This is a genomic window from Desulfoprunum benzoelyticum (assembly GCF_014201505.1).
GTDB classification, from domain to species: domain Bacteria; phylum Desulfobacterota; class Desulfobulbia; order Desulfobulbales; family Desulfocapsaceae; genus Desulfoprunum; species Desulfoprunum benzoelyticum.
The window spans coordinates 1-19,717 of sequence record NZ_JACHEO010000014.1 but is presented as its reverse complement, the minus strand read 5'-3'; the positions used below and the strand labels follow the sequence as shown (position 1 = coordinate 19,717).

General features: G+C 60.4%; 13 protein-coding genes and 2 pseudogenes. 8 read left to right on the top strand and 7 right to left on the bottom strand.

Translation table 11 applies throughout. The annotated features are described in order from the left end of the window. Positions 1-67 precede the first annotated feature (67 nt). Together HNQ81_RS11765 and HNQ81_RS11760 are read left to right on the top strand one after the other, a co-directional pair. Positions 68-2,029, top strand: coding sequence for an autotransporter assembly complex protein TamA (locus HNQ81_RS11765; RefSeq protein ID WP_183351498.1), 1,962 nt, complete (start codon positions 68-70; stop codon positions 2,027-2,029). After that, entirely contained in the window at positions 2,029-6,048 is a 4,020-nt protein-coding gene (locus HNQ81_RS11760) for a translocation/assembly module TamB domain-containing protein (protein WP_183351497.1), read from the top strand. The genes HNQ81_RS11765 and HNQ81_RS11760 overlap by 1 nt, the downstream gene beginning before the upstream one ends. Before the next feature lie 62 nt (positions 6,049-6,110). On the opposite strand, the gene HNQ81_RS11755 is transcribed toward HNQ81_RS11760, so the two are convergent. Beyond that, positions 6,111-7,385, bottom strand: coding sequence for a B12-binding domain-containing radical SAM protein (locus tag HNQ81_RS11755; protein ID WP_183351496.1), 1,275 nt, complete (start codon positions 7,383-7,385; stop codon positions 6,111-6,113). Positions 7,386-7,553: 168 nt separating this feature from the next. Here HNQ81_RS11755 and HNQ81_RS11750 point away from each other — a divergent pair, with 168 nt between their 5' ends. Both HNQ81_RS11750 and HNQ81_RS11745 read left to right on the top strand, forming a co-directional pair. Next, positions 7,554-7,817 carry a hypothetical protein gene (locus HNQ81_RS11750; RefSeq protein WP_183351495.1) on the top strand — a complete coding sequence of 88 codons (264 nt, stop codon included), beginning with the start codon at positions 7,554-7,556 and terminating at the stop codon, positions 7,815-7,817. Positions 7,818-7,988: 171 nt separating this feature from the next. After that, positions 7,989-8,360, top strand: a complete 372-nt coding sequence (locus HNQ81_RS11745; protein WP_183351494.1) for a pyridoxamine 5'-phosphate oxidase family protein — start codon at positions 7,989-7,991, stop codon at positions 8,358-8,360. Between the two features lie 28 nt (positions 8,361-8,388). On the opposite strand, the gene HNQ81_RS11740 is transcribed toward HNQ81_RS11745, so the two are convergent. Next, on the bottom strand, positions 8,389-8,676 hold the full coding sequence (locus HNQ81_RS11740) for a hypothetical protein (RefSeq protein WP_183351493.1): 288 nt from the start codon (positions 8,674-8,676) through the stop codon (positions 8,389-8,391). A gap of 345 nt (positions 8,677-9,021) precedes the next feature. On the opposite strand from HNQ81_RS11740, the gene HNQ81_RS11735 reads away from it, so the two are divergent. Further along, positions 9,022-9,777, top strand: a complete 756-nt coding sequence (locus tag HNQ81_RS11735) for a glycosyltransferase (RefSeq protein ID WP_183351492.1) — start codon at positions 9,022-9,024, stop codon at positions 9,775-9,777. On the opposite strand, the pseudogene HNQ81_RS18160 reads toward HNQ81_RS11735, so the two are convergent. Together HNQ81_RS18160 and HNQ81_RS11725 are read right to left on the bottom strand one after the other, a co-directional pair. Next, a pseudogene (locus HNQ81_RS18160) lies at positions 9,758-9,883 on the bottom strand (VOC family protein); the annotation flags it as partial. The gene HNQ81_RS11735 and the pseudogene HNQ81_RS18160 overlap by 20 nt on opposite strands. 74 nt (positions 9,884-9,957) lie before the next feature. Then, positions 9,958-10,785 (bottom strand): SDR family NAD(P)-dependent oxidoreductase, encoded by an 828-nt coding sequence (locus HNQ81_RS11725; protein ID WP_183351491.1) that lies wholly within the window; start codon positions 10,783-10,785, stop codon positions 9,958-9,960. A 1,209-nt stretch (positions 10,786-11,994) separates the two neighbouring features. Between HNQ81_RS11725 and HNQ81_RS11720 the strand changes: the two genes are divergently transcribed. After that, complete coding sequence (locus tag HNQ81_RS11720; protein ID WP_183351490.1) at positions 11,995-13,401, top strand: SLC13 family permease; 1,407 nt, start codon at positions 11,995-11,997, stop codon at positions 13,399-13,401. 688 nt (positions 13,402-14,089) lie between these two features. Here HNQ81_RS11720 and HNQ81_RS11715 read toward each other — a convergent pair. Then, a complete protein-coding gene (locus HNQ81_RS11715; RefSeq protein ID WP_183351489.1) occupies positions 14,090-14,293 on the bottom strand; it encodes a hypothetical protein in 204 nt (67 codons plus the stop codon). A 317-nt stretch (positions 14,294-14,610) separates the two neighbouring features. Next, complete coding sequence (locus tag HNQ81_RS18275; protein ID WP_420842290.1) at positions 14,611-14,715, bottom strand: ACP phosphodiesterase; 105 nt, start codon at positions 14,713-14,715, stop codon at positions 14,611-14,613. 228 nt (positions 14,716-14,943) lie between these two features. Between HNQ81_RS18275 and HNQ81_RS11710 the strand changes: the two genes are divergently transcribed. Together HNQ81_RS11710 and HNQ81_RS11705 are read left to right on the top strand one after the other, a co-directional pair. Continuing rightward, the gene (locus tag HNQ81_RS11710) at positions 14,944-16,164 is read left to right on the top strand and encodes an MFS transporter (protein ID WP_183351488.1); all 1,221 of its coding nucleotides are present in this window, start codon (positions 14,944-14,946) and stop codon (positions 16,162-16,164) included. Positions 16,165-16,616: 452 nt separating this feature from the next. After that, positions 16,617-18,989: an SLC13 family permease gene (locus HNQ81_RS11705; RefSeq protein WP_275888870.1), complete on the top strand. Its 2,373-nt coding sequence runs from the start codon at positions 16,617-16,619 to the stop codon at positions 18,987-18,989. Positions 18,990-19,278: 289 nt separating this feature from the next. Here HNQ81_RS11705 and HNQ81_RS17640 read toward each other — a convergent pair. Beyond that, a pseudogene (locus HNQ81_RS17640) lies at positions 19,279-19,577 on the bottom strand (IS1595 family transposase); the annotation flags it as partial. Positions 19,578-19,717 lie beyond the last annotated feature (140 nt).

Genomic DNA, 19,717 nt, shown 5'->3' with positions numbered 1-19,717 from the left:
AGGAAGAAGATAATCGAATCGGGCCGGGTGACGGCTCGGAAACAATCACGCCGGAGAATACAGGCCGATGACCGGACAACCGGGCCATAACGCGATCGTGCGGAGTAAACGGCTGCCCCTGTTGCTGCTGCTGGTCTGCGCTGCGGCGCTTGCCGGCTGTTCATCGCGTGGAATCGACCTGCGTCTGGGCCTCGGCGACGAGAAGGAGCGAGCGGTTGCCGGCGATTCCGTGCCCACCATTCCCTACCAGGTAAAATTAACGGGCGTCGACCCGCAGGAAAAGGATCTTCTCGCCGCCCTGGAGGAGACCAGCACGTCCTTGCGGCTGCGGGACCGGCCGCCGCCGACCCTGGCCGGGCTGAACCGGCGGGCCGAGGACGATATCGAGCGGTTCGCGGCGGTTCTGCGCTCGTTCGGTTTTTATGACGGCAGGGTAGCCTCGGCGCTCCGCAACACACCCGCCGGCAACGGCGAAACCGGCTGGGCTGAAGCGGCGACGACGCCTTCCGACAAAGGCCGCGACACGATGCCGCAACCGGTGACCCTCGAATTCCTGATCGAAACCGGCCCCCCTTATCGGCTCGCCAGAGCGGATCTACTTCTCACCGGTCCCGACGGGACAACCGCCAGCCATCCGCTCGACAACAAGGAATTGCAGAAGGTCGGACTTTCCAGCGGTATGCGGGCCGAGGCGGACCCGATCATCCAGGCCGGACGACGGCTGGTCGACCGCTTCCATCATGACGACTATCCGCTGGCGAAAGCCGGCAACCGCACAGTTATCGCCGATTCCGCAGCAAAGACCCTGAGCGTCACCTATGGCGTCGTCACCGGCAGAGAAGCCAGATTCGGAGCGGTAACGGTGAGCGGCGCGGAAAAAGTCGATGCCGACTTCATCGCCGGCTATCGCACCTGGCCCGAAGGCGGGCAATTTTCGCCGGCAGAGATCGCCGCCACCCGGCGCGAACTGGCGAAATCGAAACTCTTCGATGCCGCCAGCGTCGATCTCGGCGGACCGGTCAATGACCAGGGCGAAATTCCGATTACCATGCAGGTCAGCGAAAGCGCCCACCGCACCGTTGGCGGCGGGATCGAGTATTCTACCGCCGACGGCATCGGCGGCAACGGTTTCTGGGAGCATCGCAACCTGTTCGGCAGCGCCGAAAGGCTGCGGCTGCGCCTGGCGGCATCACAGCTGCAGCAGGGGGCCGAGGCCGGTTTCAGCAAGCCGAGGTTTTTTCAGCGCCGTCAGTCGCTTGTGGTCGACGGTCAGGGCAAACAGTACAATACCGCCGCCTATGAGGGGCAACTGGCCGACAGTTTCGTCGGGGTCGAACGGCGATTCGCTCAATACTGGACGGCAACCGCCGGGCTGACGGCCGAGTATTCTTCCCTGACCGGCGCCGACTCGCCGAACGAAGACTTCTATCTCGGCGGCATGCGCGCTTCAATCCGCCGCGACAGCACCAGTAATCCCCTCGATCCGACCTCCGGCAGCCGGCTGGAGATGACGGTCTCGCCGCTCACCAGCCTCGGCGGCGCCAGCACCCGCTTCATCTCGGCAGGAGTGAACGGCTCGTCCTATCTGCCGTTCGACCGGGCCGGTCATTACGTGGTGGCCGGGCGAGCCCGGCTCGCCGGAGTCTGGGGCGAGGAACGGTCAGCACTGCCGGCGCACAAACGCTACTATTCCGGGGGCGGCGGTTCGGTCCGCGGCTATGAATACCAGAAGATCGGGCCCCTCGATGAAAATCATGACCCGATAGGCGGCCGTTCGGTGGTCGAGACCGGCCTGGAACTGCGGGCCCGGGTGTCCGAGCATATCGGAGTGGTGCCGTTTGTCGAGGGCGGCAATGTCTTCGACGATTCGCAGCCGTCCTCGCTCGACCTGCGGTGGGCGGCGGGACTCGGCCTGCGCTACTACACGGCGATCGGTCCCCTGCGCCTTGACTTCGCACTGCCGTTGGACAAACGGGAGGGGAGCGATGACGACTTCCAGATCTACCTCAGCATCGGGCAGGCCTTCTGATGGATACTCAGCCAGGCAATGATAGTTTCGACCAGCCCCCGGGCAGTCCGGCCACAAGCGGGACAAAACCGGCCGGCCGGCGGTGGCTGCGGCGCCTGCTGTATGGCCTTGTTGCCCTCTTCGTCCTGGCTGGACTGGTGCTGGTGCTGGCCGGCACCGGGCCGGTTCTCCGTTTCGCCGCGCCGACGATCAATCGCACGGTAGGAGCGGCGATCGACGGCCGATTCGAGACGGAAGGAATTCGCGGCAGCCTGTGGACCGGTCTCAGCCTCGACCACCTGGCCCTGGAGATGGAAGCAACCGGCCTCGAGGTCGAAATACGGCGGTTGGAGCTGTTGTGGTCGCCGCGGGCGCTCCTCGGCGGTACCATCCAGATCGATCGTCTTGCCGCCGCCAGCCTGGCGGTCGTTCTCCCCCATAGCGGCACCGCCGCCCAGGACCAGAAAGAACCCCCAGGCGACAGCGGGCCGCTGGACCTGCCGCTGGCGCTTCGCCTGGGGCAACTCGCCCTGCCGGATATCCGTCTTACCGATCCGGCCAGCGGCAGCGTGTTCACCTATGCTCTCGAAGCCTCGGCGGCGGCGGCACAGGATCTGACGACCGATTTTTCCCTTGCCCTGACCCCGCTTGCCGGCAGTGGCGACCGACTTCGTGCTAGACTAGCCTTCAAGGCCGACAGCAGGGAGCTGGAGGCAGAGGTCGACGGTCGCATCGGGCGAGCCGGAATGGTCATGACCCTGGCCGGGGTACGGCCGGAGGAAGCTGCCGATATCACCGTTTCCCTGCAAGGCGAGGGTCCTGCCGACACGTGGCAGGGCGACCTGGCCTTGGCCGCCGCCGATATGGCCGAACTCTCCGGTCAGATCGGAATAGAACTGGGCGACAAGGAGATAAGCTTTTCCTATGCCGGCGCGGTGACCACCCTGGGAAAACTGGCGGAGCAGGTGCCGGCGCCGCTGCGGGGGGCATTCGGGGTCGATCTGGCCGGCCGGTTCGATACGGCGGCCAAGCGGCTGGCGCTCACCCGGTTCGATCTTGCCAGGCCGGATCTGCTGGCCGTGTCGGTCAAGGCCGACGTCGACCTGGCGGCCAGCCGTATCGGGGCCAGCCTGGAGGCGGAAATCGCCGATCTGTCGGTTGTCACAGCCCTCACCGGTTTGGAGCTGAGCGGCGCTGGCCATGTCGCCGTCACCGATGTCGACTGGAGCGCCGCCGGCGGCGGCCAGGCCGATATCGCCATTACCGGCCGCGGTCTTGCCTTCGGGAATGCGGATCTCGATCGACTGGTCGGGCCCGAACCGGCAATTGCCGCTCGGCTCAAGATGTCGCCGCAGTTGGACATGGGGATAACCATCGATCGCCTCGATCTGGCGACGGTAACAGGTACGGCCACCATCGATGTGATGGAGGACTTCAAGGAGATGAAAGTCGCCGCTGAGGTTGCGGTCCAGCCCGGCGCCCTCCCCCCGGCCGCCGGGGTGACCCTGCCCGCGGATGCCCGGCTGAAGGTTGCGCTTGAAGGTCCGGTGACCGCCCCGGCCGGCACCATCCGGCTGACGGCAGCGGCGCTCGAGACCGCCGGCAGACGGTTCGACAACATCGAGCTGGCCTCGACCCTGACCTGGTCGGAGAAGCAGGTGCTGGCACTGCAGAACCGACTCGAGGTTCTGGTGCTCGACAATCCCTACCGGCTGGATGTCGATGCCGTTCTCCCACCCGAGGGCGTGCAGCTGGCCATGACCCTGAACGGCGAGGGGCTGGATCTCGCCGGCCGCTTCGAGCTGCCCGGCAACGATCTGCCGGTGCGCGGGGCAGTCAAGCTGGCGCGGCTCGACGCTGGACTGCTGGGCGATCTGGGAGTGCCGCTCGCCGCCGGCAGGCTCGAGGCGAACATCGATTTTCTGCCGGTCGAGGGCCGACAGCGGATCGATCTCGACGCGGCGGGCAACGGCCTGCGCCTGGCGGCCGGCGACGGTGGCAACCCGCCAGCCATCGACCGGCTGGCCTTACATGGTCGGGTTGACGACGCCCTCGGTGAGCCGGTGATGACTCTGCAGCTTGACGGTACGGGGATGACGGCCGGACAGACGGTGGTCGAGCGGCTGGAGGCGGCGCTGCAGGGCACGCCCGGGAAGATGCGCCTGAGCGTCGAGACCGCCGGCCGGATCGAGGACCGATTGCCGCTGACGCTTGCTGCCTCCGCCGATCTTGACCTGGAGGGTGATGTCCGCGTGTCGGTCGACCGATTCGACGCCGATATCGCTCACCAGATGGTTTCTGTGCCCCGGCCGCTGCAGGTGACCAGATCGACCACAGGAACGCTCGATGCGACGGCCACGCTCGCGCTCGAGGATGGTCTGATCGACGCCACGCTCCACCTGGTACCGGAAAGGGAGTTCGACCTCCGTGCCGATCTCCGCGATCTTGCCCTTGGCCCCTGGGCGGCCGTCTTCGGCCAGCAGGATCTGGCGGGCACCCTGTCGCTCACCGCCAGGGTGAACGAACGGGCAGGAAAGGCGCCGCAGGCGGAACTCTCCGGGACGATGAAGGATATCCGGATCGCCGGCAACCCGCAGGCGCCGCCGTTCAGCCTCCATCTCGCCGGCACTGTGCGCGAGAGGCAAGCGGAGGCGCAGCTGTCGCTGGGGCATGAGGACCGCCGGGATATCGAGGCCCGGGCGCTGGTGCCGATCAACCTGTCGCTCCTCAAGGGGCAGGGGGGAATCGATGCCGATGCGCCGCTTTCGGTCCACGCCGACCTGGACAGCGAGATTGCCCGGTTCTGGCCCTATGTTCCCCTCCCCGACCACTTGCTGTCCGGCCGGATCAAGCTGGTCGCCGACCTGTCCGGCAGCCTCAGCGATCCCTCCTGGGAAGGGGTGCTGACCCTGGAGGACGGCAGCTACGAGAATCTGCAGTTCGGCACCCTGCTGCGCCATATCCGCCTCGACGGCCGGTTCGACCGGGGCGGCATGCGGATTACCGAACTTTCAGCCGATGACGGCGGCAAAGGCACATTGACCGGCCACGCCGAGGTTGTCCTGGGCGATGCCGCAGCCGTGACCTATCGCGGGGAAATCACCATGCGCGACGCTGCAGTCGTCCGCATGGATGAGCTGCAGCTCTGGACCGACATAAATCTGAGCGTGGCCGGCGATAGCAATGCCGCCACAATCGACAGCGAGATCACGGTATCCCATGGCGAGGTTGACCTGGCGGTTGCCCTGCCCGCGTCGGTGCCGCAGCTCGATGTCGTCTACCTGGACCAACCCGGCCGGGAAGCGACGGCAGAGAAGCAGGACGCGACCGCCCCGTTCACCGCCATCCTCGATGCCACGGTGAAGATTCCGGGGCGGCTGTTCCTGCGCGGCAAGGGACTCGATTCCGAATGGGGCGGACGTCTCGATATCAGCGGGGCGGCGGACTCTCCGAAAATCGTCGGCGAGCTGCGGGCGCGGCGCGGCCGGCTCGACGTCCTCGGCAAGACCTTTTCCATCCGCGAGTCGCAGATCTCCTTTCTCGGCGGGCAGCCGCCCGATCCGCTCCTCGACATCGTCGGGGTCTACACGGTCGAAGACCTGCTGGTGACGGCAGCCCTGACCGGGCCGGCCAGCGACGTCAAACTGGCGCTGACCTCCGTTCCCGATATGCCGCAGGATGAAATCCTGTCGCGGGTCCTGTTCGGCAAGGCCCAGGGCAGTCTGAGCACGTTCGAGGCACTGCAGCTCGCCGCTGCCGCGGCCGAGCTGGCGGGCAAGGGCGGCGGGCTGAACGTGGTGGGATCTCTCCGCAAGTCACTCGGTGCCGATGTGATGCGGGTCGAAGGCGGCGAGGGCGGGCCCAACGTCGAGGTCGGCAAATATCTGACCGAAGGGGTGTATGTCGGCACCAAGCGGGGAACAGCGCCCGGTTCGACCGGGGTCGAGGTGGAAATCGAACTGACGCCGCATATCAAGGCGACCAGCGAAAGTACCGAGATCGATAACAAAGCCGGTCTGCAGTTCAAATGGGATTACTGATCAGCGGAGCATCGGCTGCCGCCTGCCTGCGCCGCCCTGTGGCGCCCCTTGTTTCCTCCGGCTCACATAATGACGGAGGGGCGGGACTTCCCCCATTCCTTCAGCCTTTCAGGAAGCCACTCTTCCAAAGCGGGCGCCAGGTAAAAATGTGGGAACAGCAGATTGCTTGTCGAGGTAATAACCCCCTGGTCCCTGGCAATCCCCTCCAGCTGGGTGCCGGGATAGATGCGTATGCCGACCGTCACCTTCAACGCCTCGAGTTCCAGAGAATCGGCAAAGGCAAGACTTTCCTCCACCGATTCCCGGGTTTCACCAGGGCCACCCAACAGGAGAAAACCCATGCGTTCGATGCCGTGCCTGGCAAACAGCGATGAAGTCGCCCGTATATCTTCCAGGTTGTAGTGCTTGTTCAGATTTTTGAGTATCGGCTCGGAACCGCTCTCGAACCCCAGGCTGATCTGCCGGCAGCCGGCGGCGGACATGAGCCGAACCAGTTCATCGTCGACATTTTTCGGGTAAACGATGCACCGCCAGCGCATAGCCAGGTTCTTCTCTACTATCCGGCAGCAAAGCGATTTGGCATAGGCCGGAGGGAGATTGAAGGTGTTGTCGACGAAGAAAAAATGTGCATATCCAGCCGTCACCCACCGCTCGAGCCAGTCGGCGACAATGCCCGGGGAGCGTTGGCGCAGGATGGAGCCCTCAATGGTGGCAGTTGAACAATAACTGCATTTGAGGGCGCAGCCGCGCCTGGTCTGCACCGGAATCCAGGGATCATGGCTCTGGGAGGCGGAAGCCGAAAGGATGTTCGTTCCCGGCAATGGGAACTGGTCGAGATTGTCGCTGCAGATTCTGCCCTGATGCAATCCATGCTCTCGAGAATACAGCCCCGGTATCCGGGAAAGATCGCCGTGGTTCTCCAATTGGGTCAGCAGCGCCGGGAAGGCTGTTTCCCCTTCCCCCTCGATGCCGAAATCCGCACCGAGATAGGCCAACGCGCTCTCCGGATACATGCTGTACCCGGCGCCGCCCAGGACAATCGGGACAGCGGTCAGCTGCCGGCAGACGGCGACGACTTCCTTCACTTTATCGAGGAGAAAATTCCTGGTCCCGATATTTTGATCATCGATGTTCCGCACGGAAATACCGATACACTCCGGACGGACTTCCATAATGACGGTCTGCAGTGCCGTATGGACATCGATTTGAAACATCAGATCAAGCATGGTAACGTGGTGGCCGGCATTTCGCGTTGCCTCGACGACACACGCAAGACCGAGCGGCATTGCCGGCATGTTGAACTGTTCCGTATTGGCCGAAATAAGCAGAATCTTCATAAGCGCATAACCTGTGCAGAGCACCGCGGGGCGATCGGCGATGTCGACAAAGCCGGTTTCGCCTGCAAATCGGGAGAGAACCGGGACACCGGTTCTGTCATCACCCCTTGATCCACACCCATTATCCCGATGCAATGGGTCGGAAAAAACTCAATATGATGCGATACTATGACAGAAAATGAGTTCCAGCACAACCTGGGCGCGGCACAGACGCTATCAGCGATCAGTGAGTACTACGCATTCGTCTCCGGCTATATTCTCGGACTGTATCGTCATTTCCATGGCAGTTCGTTCGGTGCCGAGGCCGAGCATCAACAGTATCTTGCCCTCGATGGCGACGATGATCAGCGCGAGTTCGCCAGGGGATACCGGGCAGGGTTCGCCGGCGAGAGTGCCGAGGCAATCGCGCAGAAACTGATGATGGGGTCATGAGATATCCATGTATCTGTGCAGTCCCTGATCAGAGAACGTATCCGTCGAAGGCCGCCGATTCGTTGTTATGTTGATATTTTTTGATTTTTTTATGGTATTGTCCAACGCTGAACGCCCATCAATCAATAAGGGACAATAACTGCAACTCTCAACTCCAGACCAGGGAAAATCATGAAAGAATTACAGGAATACTTCGAAAACTCAAAAGGATTCGGCGTGTTGGCCACAGCCGACAGCAACGGCAAGGTCAATGCGGCGATATATTCGCGTCCGCATTTTTTAGAAAAGGAAACCGTGACCTTTATCATGCGCGACCGCCTCACCCATCACAACCTGCAATCCAACCCATCGGCGACCTTCCTGTTTGTGGAAGAGGGAGCAGGGTTTCAAGGGAAAAGGCTGTATTTAAAAAAGACCCGTGAGGAAAATAATCCGGAACTGGTGAAAAAAATCAAACGCCGCAAGTTGAACGACGACAACGAGGAGCCAACGTTTCTCGTATACTTCACCGTTGAAAAGGAGCTTCCGCTTATCGGTGCTTAGACACGCGGCGTGGGGGGTGGGTCAAGAACTATATCTGCTGGCGGAAGACCTGATTGACACAAACAGTAGAGTGCTTTTTTCTCTGAGCAACAGCCTTGCGAGAAGACGGGACCGACACCAAAGCCATACGTGTAAATGGGTACATCGGTGAATACATGCCGAGCCGGCAGATCGATCGGACGGCAGCAGGCGACAGTCGAAGCCGGGGCGTCTGAGGACCGATGCTGAGCAAGGGCCATTCGATGAAGGCATCCATCCAGGAAATAAACAGAGGCCTGGCTGAGATCAGAAAGCTGAGACGGATATTTGTCTCCATCCTTTTTTCCTTTGTTCCAGTTCTGGCGTTGACAATGGCATGTATAGAGCGATACAAAACCTGGGTCCCTCTCATTCTTCCAGCCTTCTTGTTCTTGTTCGGCATGTTTGTTCAGAACAGATTGCAGAGAGTGAAATGTCCTCGATGCAATTCCTGCTTCTTTGTTCAGACGGTTACCAAAGACAACTATACACCCCTCAGCAGTATCAGCTTCCCCCCGCAAAAAAAGTGTCAAAACTGTGGGCTTGTTTTGTACAGATAAGAAACGTATGCAGCCCATCCTGTGGCCGCTCTGCCCATGATCAACGTTCCCGCCGCTTCATCCCTTCACCGCACGGGGGATATATGCCAGTAGCATCGCCCGTCTATGCGATCATTATTCCCGCCTACAACGAGGCGGAGGAACTGCCCGTCACCCTGGCTGCGGTACGCCTGGCCATGGCGGCGCAGGATCTCCCCGGCGAGTGCATCGTGGTGGACAATCATTCCAGCGATGATACCGCCGCGATGGCCAAGGCCGGCGGGGCCGACCGGGTGGTGTTCGAACCGGTCAATCAGATCGCCCGGGCCCGCAATGCCGGGGCCGCTGCCACGGCGGCGGAGTATCTGGTCTTTGTCGATGCCGATACCCGGATCGAGGCGGCGCTGCTGACCAAGGCACTGCACCTGCTTGGCGACGGACGCTGCGTCGGCGGCGGCGCCGTGGTCCGTTTCGAAGGCAAGACCACTGCGGTCGGCCGCCTCGCCCTCGGTCTGTGGAAGCGGATTTCCCTGGTTACCCGCACCGCGGCCGGCAGTTTTTTGTTCTGCCGCCGCGAGGCCTTCCAGGCGGTCGGCGGTTTCGATCTCAGGCTCTATGCCGCCGAAGAAGTGCTGCTGTCACGGCAACTGAGAAAATGGGGCCGCGGCCGAGGGCAGAGGTTTACCATCATCACCGACCCGCCGGTCTTCACGTCGGCCCGGAAATTGCGCTGGTATTCGGATCTGCAGATTATCGGCTGGATCCTCTTCATGGTGTTGATGCCGTTTGCCATCCGTTCGCCCCGGCTCTGCGGCTTCTGGTACAAGCGCCCCGATCAGAAAAAGAAGCAGGGGCGGTAACCGTGGCGACGGACGAACCGGGAAAGGTTTCGGCGTAAAACCGCGCCGCTTCCTCGGCGTCGCCATCGTACCACAGACAAATCGTATTCTTTGCTTGCTTGACCATGTCGCTTCTCCTTCACGAGGACCCTGACGCTGCCAGAAGGTAACACCCTATGGGGGGATCTCGAGATACCACCATTATAACGAGAATCCGCCACCGCAGATCAGCGTCTGGCCACTGACGTAGTTCGACTCGGGACAGCACATCAGATACACAGCTCCTGCGGCCTCATCAACAGTTCCGCCGCGCCCCATCGGGATCATGCGTTTGAAGCCTTCAATGACCCTGGGAGGCAAGCCGACAGCAGCTTCCTTCCCCCCGTCCACCTTGATGCTCACCTTCTCCTCGGTGGCCTGGGTGAGACGGGTCTCGATATAACCGAAGGCAACGCAGTTGACGTTAACCTTGTAACGGCCCCACTCCTTGGCGAGGGCTTTGGTGAGGCCGAGAACACCCGCCTTCATCGACGAATAGTTGGCCTGGCCGACGTTGCCGCCGGTTCCGGCAACCGAAGAGATATTGACCACCTTGCGAAAGACTTCCCTGCCCTCTTCCGCTTCCTGCCTGGCGGCGCTGACGATGAAACCGGATGCGGCCCGCAGGATCTGAAACGGGGCCTTGAGGTGGACGTTGTACATGGCGTCGAAGGCCTCGTCGGTCATCTTGCCGATCAGCGCGTCCATGGTGTAACCGGCATTGTTGACGATCACATCGATACCGCCAAAGCTGTCCAGGGCGGTCTTGACGAAACGATCGGCAAACCCGGCTTCGGTGACATTGCCGATACAGGCAACTGCCTCGCCGCCGGCGGCCTTGATTTCGGCGACGACTTCATCAGCCGGGCCTTCGTCGAGGTCGTTGACGACAATCCTGGCCCCTTCAGAGGCGAGCTTGTGCGCGACAGCGCGACCGATACCACGGCCGGAACCGGTGATCAGGGCGACTTTGTTATCCATCTTCCCCATTTGAGTTTTATCCTTTTTTGCATTCAGCGGTTTGATCATCAGAGAGCCTGTTATCAAAAGAGAAACAGGCTCTCCCTGAAAATCTTTCTCCGGTATAGAACAATAGCCGTCAATATTACAATTCAAATTCAGGTAGATACATAAAGGCACGCGTCAACCCGATGCACCTGTATTGGGTAATGTAACGTGAATGTCTGACAAGTCAAATTGAAGTCAAATTGATATGATTCCTGATCAATTTTGATTTGGTCTGTGGTTTACACAGATCGGGGCAACCAGGTCAACACGGATGAGTTTGTCCGCAGACAAGGCATGCACAGGGATGTGAACGACAAATTATTGCAGGAACGAGCTGAAAGGCTTACGATAACCGGCGTAAACGCAGCGGCTTCGAGTCAAAATCGGTGCGTTTTTTTTATATCATCTCACTTGGCTGTGGCAAAGCACTGTATGCCGCAGACTATTCCCGGTTCTTGGTCTCCAGGTCCTCTTCCAGCACCGGCAGTTGTCCCAACTCCAGCCAACCGATATCTGGCTGGAATACCTGTTGCGCCAAGAAGAGTATGGCCACTGATCGCCCCCTCCCCTTGCAGCTGTGCCGACAGTCTAACTGGTGCAAAGACCCTTCACTACGCTGGACTCCGACAGGCCGGGGCGGAGCGCTCTGTTCCCGGCTTTTTTCCCCGAGCGTCCAGCGGTGACCACCTGCACGCCCCCACAACGCAGGATCGGCACTGACAACCTACACGCGGAATATGCCGAGACAACCCGCAGGATGGCACATATTCAAATGTTTTCCGTCCACATTATTTTAGGGGTAAGCGTATATCGTACGACTTACTGGCCGCCCGCACCCTGCACCACTGCCGCGTCCGCTGTTCCGCGCCGGACCTCCGGACGGCACCATCGGCCTTTTCCCTTGCCAGAGCGCTGTTTCGGACCGGCAGCACGAACCGTTCAGCACGAACCGGGCGCGGCGGCAGCCAAAAAACGGCCGTTTATGCTTGCAACCACCTGACAATTCTCTATATTGTATCCCCGGATGCCAGCTGCAGAGCAAACCTGGGCTGTTCGCCTGTTCCCGCGCCCGCGCTGCCCCCGTCATTCGTCCCGTTGTCCCATATCCTGCCGCCGCTCCCCCGCCCCGTGGGTTCGACCCCGCTTTGGCTTGCGTGCGACGGTCGTTTTTTCTGCAACCAGGAGTCCGCCATGTCCAGTCCTGAAACCGAACTCGTCGCCACCCACGTCAGCCCCCGCAAACCCGAACCCGCCCCCCACTTGCCCTGGCGCGGCCTGGGCATCGCCGCCGTCGCCGGTCTGGTCGCCTGGCTGGCCTACCTGTTTCTGCCCTATGCCGATGAACCGCGCAAGGGCCTGGCCCTGCTCATCTTTGTCGGTATCCTCTGGCTGACCGAGGCCTTTCACGTGAGCATCACCGCGCTCCTGGTGCCGGTGGTGAGCGTGCTGCTCGGTTTCGAGGACTTCGGTACCACCAAGGCCCTGGCCGCCTTTGCCGACCCGGTGATCTTCCTCTTTTTCGGCGGCTTCGCCCTGGCCACGGCCCTGCACGCCCAGGGGCTGGATCACAAGATCGCGCTTGGCCTGCTGGCCGCGGCCGGCGGCCGCATGGGTATCGCCGCCCTCTACCTGTTCCTGGCCACCGCCGGCCTGAGCATGTGGATCAGCAACACCGCCACCGCGGCGATGATGCTGCCGCTGGCCCTGGGGCTGCTGGCCGAGTTGAAGAACGACGACCGCAACACCAAGGTCTTCCTGCTGCTCGGCATCGCCTACTCGGCCAGCCTGGGCGGCCTGGGCACCCTGGTCGGCTCGCCGCCCAACGCCATTGCCGCCCGCGCCCTGAACATGGACTTCGCCGGCTGGATGCGCCTCGGCCTGCCGCTCATGTGTTTCATCCTGCCGGTGATGCTGGTCGTGCTCTACACCATCTTCCGACCCAGGTTCGGTGACCGGATCAGCATCGCCGAGGTCCACATCCCCTGGACGACCCCGCGCATCATGGCGCTGGTGCTGTTCGCCTGCACCGCGCTCGCCTGGATTTTCAGCAGCCGCCTGGCCAAGTGGCTGCACATCGCCAGCGCGGACACGGTCATCGCCCTTATGGCCGCCATTCTCGTGGTCGCCCTAGGGCTGGCCAACTGGCGGCAGATCTCCGAGAACACCGACTGGGGCGTGCTCTACCTGTTCGGCGGCGGCCTGACGCTCAGCGCCGTGCTGCGCGCCTCCGGCGCCTCGGCCGTGCTCGGCCAGCAGGTCGCGGCCCTGATCGGCGGGGTGTCGCCGTTTGTCATGTACCTGACCGTGGCCATCTTCATCGTCTTCCTCACCGAGTTCACCAGCAACACCGCCTCCGCGGCCCTGCTCGTGCCGGTGTTCGCGGCCATCGCCGGGCAGATGGGGTTGCCGCCGAAGATCCTCGTGCTCATGATCGGTCTCGGCGCCTCGCTGGCCTTCATGATGCCGGTGGCCACGCCACCCAACGCCATCGTGTTCGCCACCGGCCAGATCCGCCAGCGCGACATGCTCCGGGCCGGATTTGTGCTCAACCTGATCTGCTCGCTGCTGCTCGCCACCTGGGGCTGGCTGTTCTTCTAGACCGGGCGGCCCGCCGCCCTCCACGCTACCCCGGGCCGGGGTTGCCAACCTGCTCCGGCCCGGGTCCCGCCCTGCCCCGCCACCAGCCCCAGCCCGCATAAAAACGCCGGACGCCGAGCGCGATTCGGCGCAGATCCGCCACCGACATCGTTCCTGCCGCGATCGTTCGCCTGGCGGGCGAACGACCGCGATTACCGGCTGCACTGGTCCGGGGAGGCTGCACCGCATTGCCGGTGCGAGAGAACGGGAGAGTTGTCGCCAAGGAGGGGCGGGAGGTGGTCCTAGACACGCACGGACGGTCGCACAGGACAGCAGGACTGAAGAAGATGGGAGGTTGGCCCGCTTGCGGGCGGAGTCGGGTGCAGGGGGCGGAAGCCGGCCACCGCCCTCAGGCGCTGCGGGTGGCCGGGGTTCTGCTCCGGTCGGTCGGCTTACTCGCCGAACACCAGGTCGTGACGGGTCCAGCCGACCGGGATGCCGGTCTTGTAGCAGCCGAGTTGGACCCGGTCGCCTTTTTGATGTGCCCTTCTTGCTTAACCTCCCCCCATGATCTGGCGAAGCTGCAGGTTATGAAAGTAGAGGAGTGTCTGATTGCCGGCAGCCAAAAATGCTTGCAAACGAAAAAGAGGACCTGATTTTGAGAAACGAGCTGTCGAATCCTCAAAACTCATAAAGTTACACGATCATTTTACGATTCTGTCCTGTTCTGGGCCGCAGTGTTTTTGTCAGTTACACAGCCATCGTGCTCTTTGCCACAGTCACTGCAATGAACGGGCACTTTATCCTTGATGTCGCCATATTTTTCCCGGAATTCATCAGGTGTCATATTTTTTATAAGGCCACATCCGCATTCAGGGCATTCCGATTTGATCTCGTATCTTTCTTTTGCCATGTTGTATCTCCTTCGCATTGTTTTTTCTATTGTTCCTGCCACTGGGCCATTTCTTGAAGGTTTTGAAACGTATTCAGCCGTTCTCCGGCACAACGAAGCGTCCGCACTCCCTGCAAATCATCCCGCATTCATCCGGCGCACGTGATCTCCGCTTCTTTAACTTTGCGCAACATTCCGGGCCGCTGAGTTCAATAGGTGAGCGGATGAGTCGGTGCTTTTTAGAAAGCCCCCAAAAGCTGATTCCTGCTCGCAGCCGCCGCATTTACTGGCATCAGGTTATCCTTTTCAGGCAGATCTCACAAGATTTTCTTCCCTCTCTATAATCCCAAGTCAGCGGCTCCTTTGATGAAGTCGGCTATGCAGTTGCCGAACATGACCGCTTCGGAATCACCGGAAAGATGAAAATGGGCCAAAAAATTCATATGCTGAGGGTGGGACCGGCAGGTGAAATGACCTTGCCCCACAGAAGAACATCGCTATGATTGAATAAAAGTTGCAGCAGGCACGGACGATTCGATGAATACAAGGGACCAGACCATCGCCACGCCTGCCAGGAGATGAAAGGGAGTCATGCGACCGGTGTCCCTGATCATGCCCATTTCCTCATCAAATCCAGCACCAATCCTTTTGCGCGTTTGCGGGAAACCTTCATGAAAGTCGACACCAGACCGTTGCAGGGCAATATCGGCAAGCTCTATGCCTTTTCGGCCCTCAAGATGACACTGTTCCCCATGGCGATCATCACCCTGTTCTGGAAGGATCAGATAGGCCTGAGCCTGACGGAAATCCTGGTGCTGCAGGCAATCTTTTCGGTGGCCTGCCTTGTCATGGAATACCCTTCGGGGTATCTCAGCGATCGGATCGGCTATCGCAGCGCCCTCATCCTGGCTTCTGTACTCGCCATCGCCGGCTGGAGCCTCTATGCCATCGCCGGATCCTTTGCAGGGGTGCTGCTGGCGGAAATTGTTCTCGGTGCCTCCTGGGCGTTCATCAGTGGTTCCGACGCGGCCCTGCTGTTTGAGACGCTTCAGGCCCGTGGCCGGGAGGAAAACTACGCCCGTTTCGACGGACGGATGAACGGCGCTGGCCAGACCGGAGAGGCTGCCGGGGCGCTGTTTGCCGGGGCGATGTACGCCTACTGGCCGCTCTTGCCCTTCATCCTCCAGATCGTTATCTGGACCATCTGCCTGATGCTGTGCATTTCCATGGTCGAACCGCCGCAGGAAGGCGAGAGGACCATCCACTCTCATCTCGCCGATGCCCTCGGCACCTTTCGTTACGCGTTGCTCGATAGTCGTCACATTCGGGCAACCATCCTGTTCTCCACGCTTCTCGGCCTCGCTTCCTTCTACACCGTCTGGCTGATCCAGCCCTACATGCAGCAAACGGGTGTTCCCTTGGCCTGGTTCGGACCGGTCTGGGCCGGAGCCAACCTGACCGTGGCCCTTTTTTCCCTGATCAGCCACCGTCTGCACTTCGAAATCGGACATTCCCGGATGGCCGCCCTCTTCATCATCCTGATCGTTGCGGCATATGCAGGCCTGGGCCTGACGGCTGCAACGGGAAGCTTTCTCTTCTACTACCTGTTGACCGCCATGCGCGGCCTGCAGGGACCGATCATGCGCAGCCACCTGCAGCAGGCCGGACGACGCAGCAACCGTGCCAGCATCCTGTCCCTGCACAGTTTGTGCTTCCGCGCCTTGTTTGTCGCCACCGGCCCGCTGGTCGGCATGGCCGCCGATCACCTCGACCTGCGACCGACCTTCGTTTTACTGGCAGTGGCATTCACCGTTCTGCTGCTGCCCGCTTCCCGGCTGTTTCTTCGGACTGTGCCGGCAAAATCGGACGGGGCGACGGGAGAAAGCCTTTGACCTCGTTTCCTCACCAGTCGAAACAGCTGTCTTGGAATAGTGTAGAGACAGGCCTCAATCTTGAACCGTTTCTTCATGATAGCCACGAGCAGATAGACTGAAACGGCGATCCAGATTTGGGATATAAAACAAGGTTTCCGGTGTACAGAGTTCGGCCCTCCTCGCCTTATCCGGGAGAGCTGAGCTTTTTCCGGAAAAATCTTCAAGTCGCTAAATGGCATTTAGTCTGTTTTTTAATTTAAATTACATAATGTTGTGCGTCGATAAACTGCGGACGTTGGGACTCAAGGTGACGGCCGGTTCAAATTTTCAAGGCCACTTTTTCTTCCGATCACGGCATGCTATGGTGAGTAGAAGAGACCTGTTTCCCGGTTCTTCGTCTATGGCAGGGAGAAAACGGATGACGCCATGGCGAGTGGTTTGGGCCGTCATCCACATCGAGGGGGGACGAATTGATAACACCGGAAATCACCATGGTTCTCAGCGTCCTGGCGGTGGTCGTTGTTCTCCTGATCACCGAGTGGATGCCGCTCGAGGTTATGGCCCTCCTCGTGCTGGGAGTACTGGCGCTGACAGGCCTGGTGAGTCCCATTGAGGCGCTGGCCGGATTCAGCAATCCGGCCGTGGTGACCATTTGGGCCGTTTTTATTCTCAGCGGCGGGCTGACCCGGACCGGGATCGCCAACATCCTCGGCAGGTACCTGCTGAAGATCGCCGGCAACAGGCCAACCCGGTTGGTGATCGTCATCATGGTAATCGCCGGGGCTCTCTCGTCCTTTATGAACAACATTGCCGTGGCGGCCCTGATGTTGCCGGTGGTGATGGATGTTGCCCGCAAGACCCGGCATTCCCCGTCGCTGTTGCTGATGCCCCTGGCCTATGGCACGTTGCTGGGCGGGTTGACCACCATGATCGGGACGCCGCCGAATATCCTGGTGAGTGAGGCCTTGCGGACCAACGGTCTCGAGCCGTTCCGGATCTTCGATTTCTCGCCGATCGGATTGCCGGTCATGATCATCGGCACCCTGTTTGTCGCCCTGGTCGGAACACGCCTGCTTCCCCGGGGCGGCAACGCCGTCAGCCCGGACAATATCGCCAACAACCGGATCCTGACGCAGTACAGGCTGCAGGACCGGCTGTTCCGCATCAAGATTCCCGAGCACTCCGCTCTGATCGGCAAATCCCTGGCGGACAGCCACCTCGGCTCCAGCCTGGGACTGAATGTCATAGGCATCAGTCGTGGCCGGATAACGAATCTGGCGCCGGAGATGACGACAATCATCATGGCGGGAGATGAGCTCATTGTCGAAGGTCGATTTGACCGGATCCAGGAAATGAACAACTGGGGGCAACTCCTGAGCGAGACCCGGGTAGCCGAAAAATCAAGCCTGCTCGATTATGACATGCAGGTGGCGGAAGTCCGGCTTGACCCGGATGGCGAATGCATTGGCAAGACCATTGCTGAACTTGGTTTCCGCAACCGCTATGGCCTCAATGTCCTTTCCATCAAGCGACAGAACAGGGAAATCATCGCCAATGTCAAAACCGTCGCGCTGCAGGACGAGGATATCCTGGTGGTATGCGGGCCGATAGGCCGTATCCACGAATTGAGCGAGGCCGCCGGAGTCCCGCCGCCCGCCGTGCTGCAGGAAGCGGAAATCCGGAGCCGCTTCGCCCTGGGCAGGAAAATGCGCCTGTTCAGTGTTCCGTACGGCTCCAAGCTCCTGGGGCAGACGGTCAGTGAAAGCTGCCTCGGCGATGCCTTGGATGTCCAGATCGTCAGTATCGTCCGGGAGGACGGAACGGCAATGATACCTTCTTCCGATATGCATTTCGAACCCGGCGACACGATGATCATCTCGGGCCTCTCGGATATGATCGCCGTCCTCCTCATGCGTGGGCTGGAGGGGGTCTTTGTCAAAGATGAGGAGAGCTGGGAGGATGTCGCCATCCTCGACAATGAGAAGGTGGGGCTGATGGAGGTCGTGCTGTCCCCGTACTCGATCCATCTTGGCCAGACGTTGCAGGATCTCAGGTTCCGGGAAAAATATGGCCTGACGGTGCTGGCCGTCTGGCGCAAGGGGAAGGCGACGCGATCAGGGCTGCGCGACCTGCGGCTGCAGTTGGGTGACGCCCTGCTGCTGTTTGGCAACTGGAAACGACTGGCACTGCTTGGCCAGGAACCGGATTTCCTGGTACTGACGCAAAATATGCAGGAAGCGGCCCGGGAAGATAAAGCGAAAATCGCCCTGGCAATCATGGCGGCGGTGCTGTTGCCGGTGATTCTGGGATTGGTGCCGATCTATATTGCCGTCGTGATCGGGGCGGCGATGATGGTGCTGAGCAAATGCCTGACCATGGATGAAGCCTATCGGTATATTGAATGGAAGGCGGTGTTTCTCATCGCCGGTATGCTTCCCCTGGGACAGGCCCTTGAAAAATCAGGCGCTGCAACCCTGATGGCCGAAGCTGTGATCACTACCCTCGGTCCATACGGGCCTCACGCCGTGCTGTGCGGAATGATCGTCATAACCTTTGTCGCCACCAGCATCATTCCCACCGCCGCCCTGGTCGTGCTGATGACGCCCATTGCCCTGAAGACCTCTGCCGGTCTGGGTATCTCGCCCTACCCGTTGATGATGGGTATCGCGATGGCGGCATCCTCCAGTTTCACCTCGCCCATTTCCCATCCAGCCAATGTCCTGGTCATGGGACCGGGCGGCTATCGTTTCATCGATTACGTCAAGGTAGGGGGTCCGTTGACCCTGCTGATTCTGGTGGTATTGATGGTGATCATCCCGACAATCTGGCCGCTGTCCCCCTGACCCTGATGTTTGTGACTTCAATCGAGACGACAGGATGCATTCCCTGAATATCCAGTAATTACTTAAGAAGACAAACTATATTGAGACAGAAGGAGAAATCCGGAAACTGACGATGAATAAAAAGACCGACACCTTGTCAACAAGGCGCCTTGTGAGAACCATCACCTTTTCTTCCAGCGCAAATGATCGTCGTTTTTGTTTCATCCAGGTTTCCTCCGTTCGAGTGGCTTAACCCAAACAACTGGAAACTCCAATTCACGCTGAACCAGTACCCCTCCGGCGCCACGGCCTCTTCACCGGTCCGTTTTTCACCGACACAGGCATCATCAGGTTCAATGAGTTTCTCAAGTCGATAAATGCTGTCGCGATGAGCCATAACAGTTCGGATCTTTTTCAGCATGCTTCTGGCGGGTATCCAAGAGATTTCGATATATTTGGAAAGCCGCAAGGCGGAAATTCCTCCTTTGTCGTAAGCAGTGAGATAAATTGCCCGGAACCATTTAACCAAAGGCACTTTCATGCTATGAAACAGAGTGTCGGCTGTAGCCGGGGCAATGGGTGTCTGCATGCAGAGCATTGGTAGAAGTGGTATGGTTGACAGGGTTGCCCCGTACCGGACCAGCTGTGTTGCCGGGCACTGGCGGTAAAGGACTGCAGCGGCGCGCCTGCCGCCTTGCAGATCCGGCAATGGGTGGTCCGCAGCATCGAGGTGACATGAAATCCGGCAG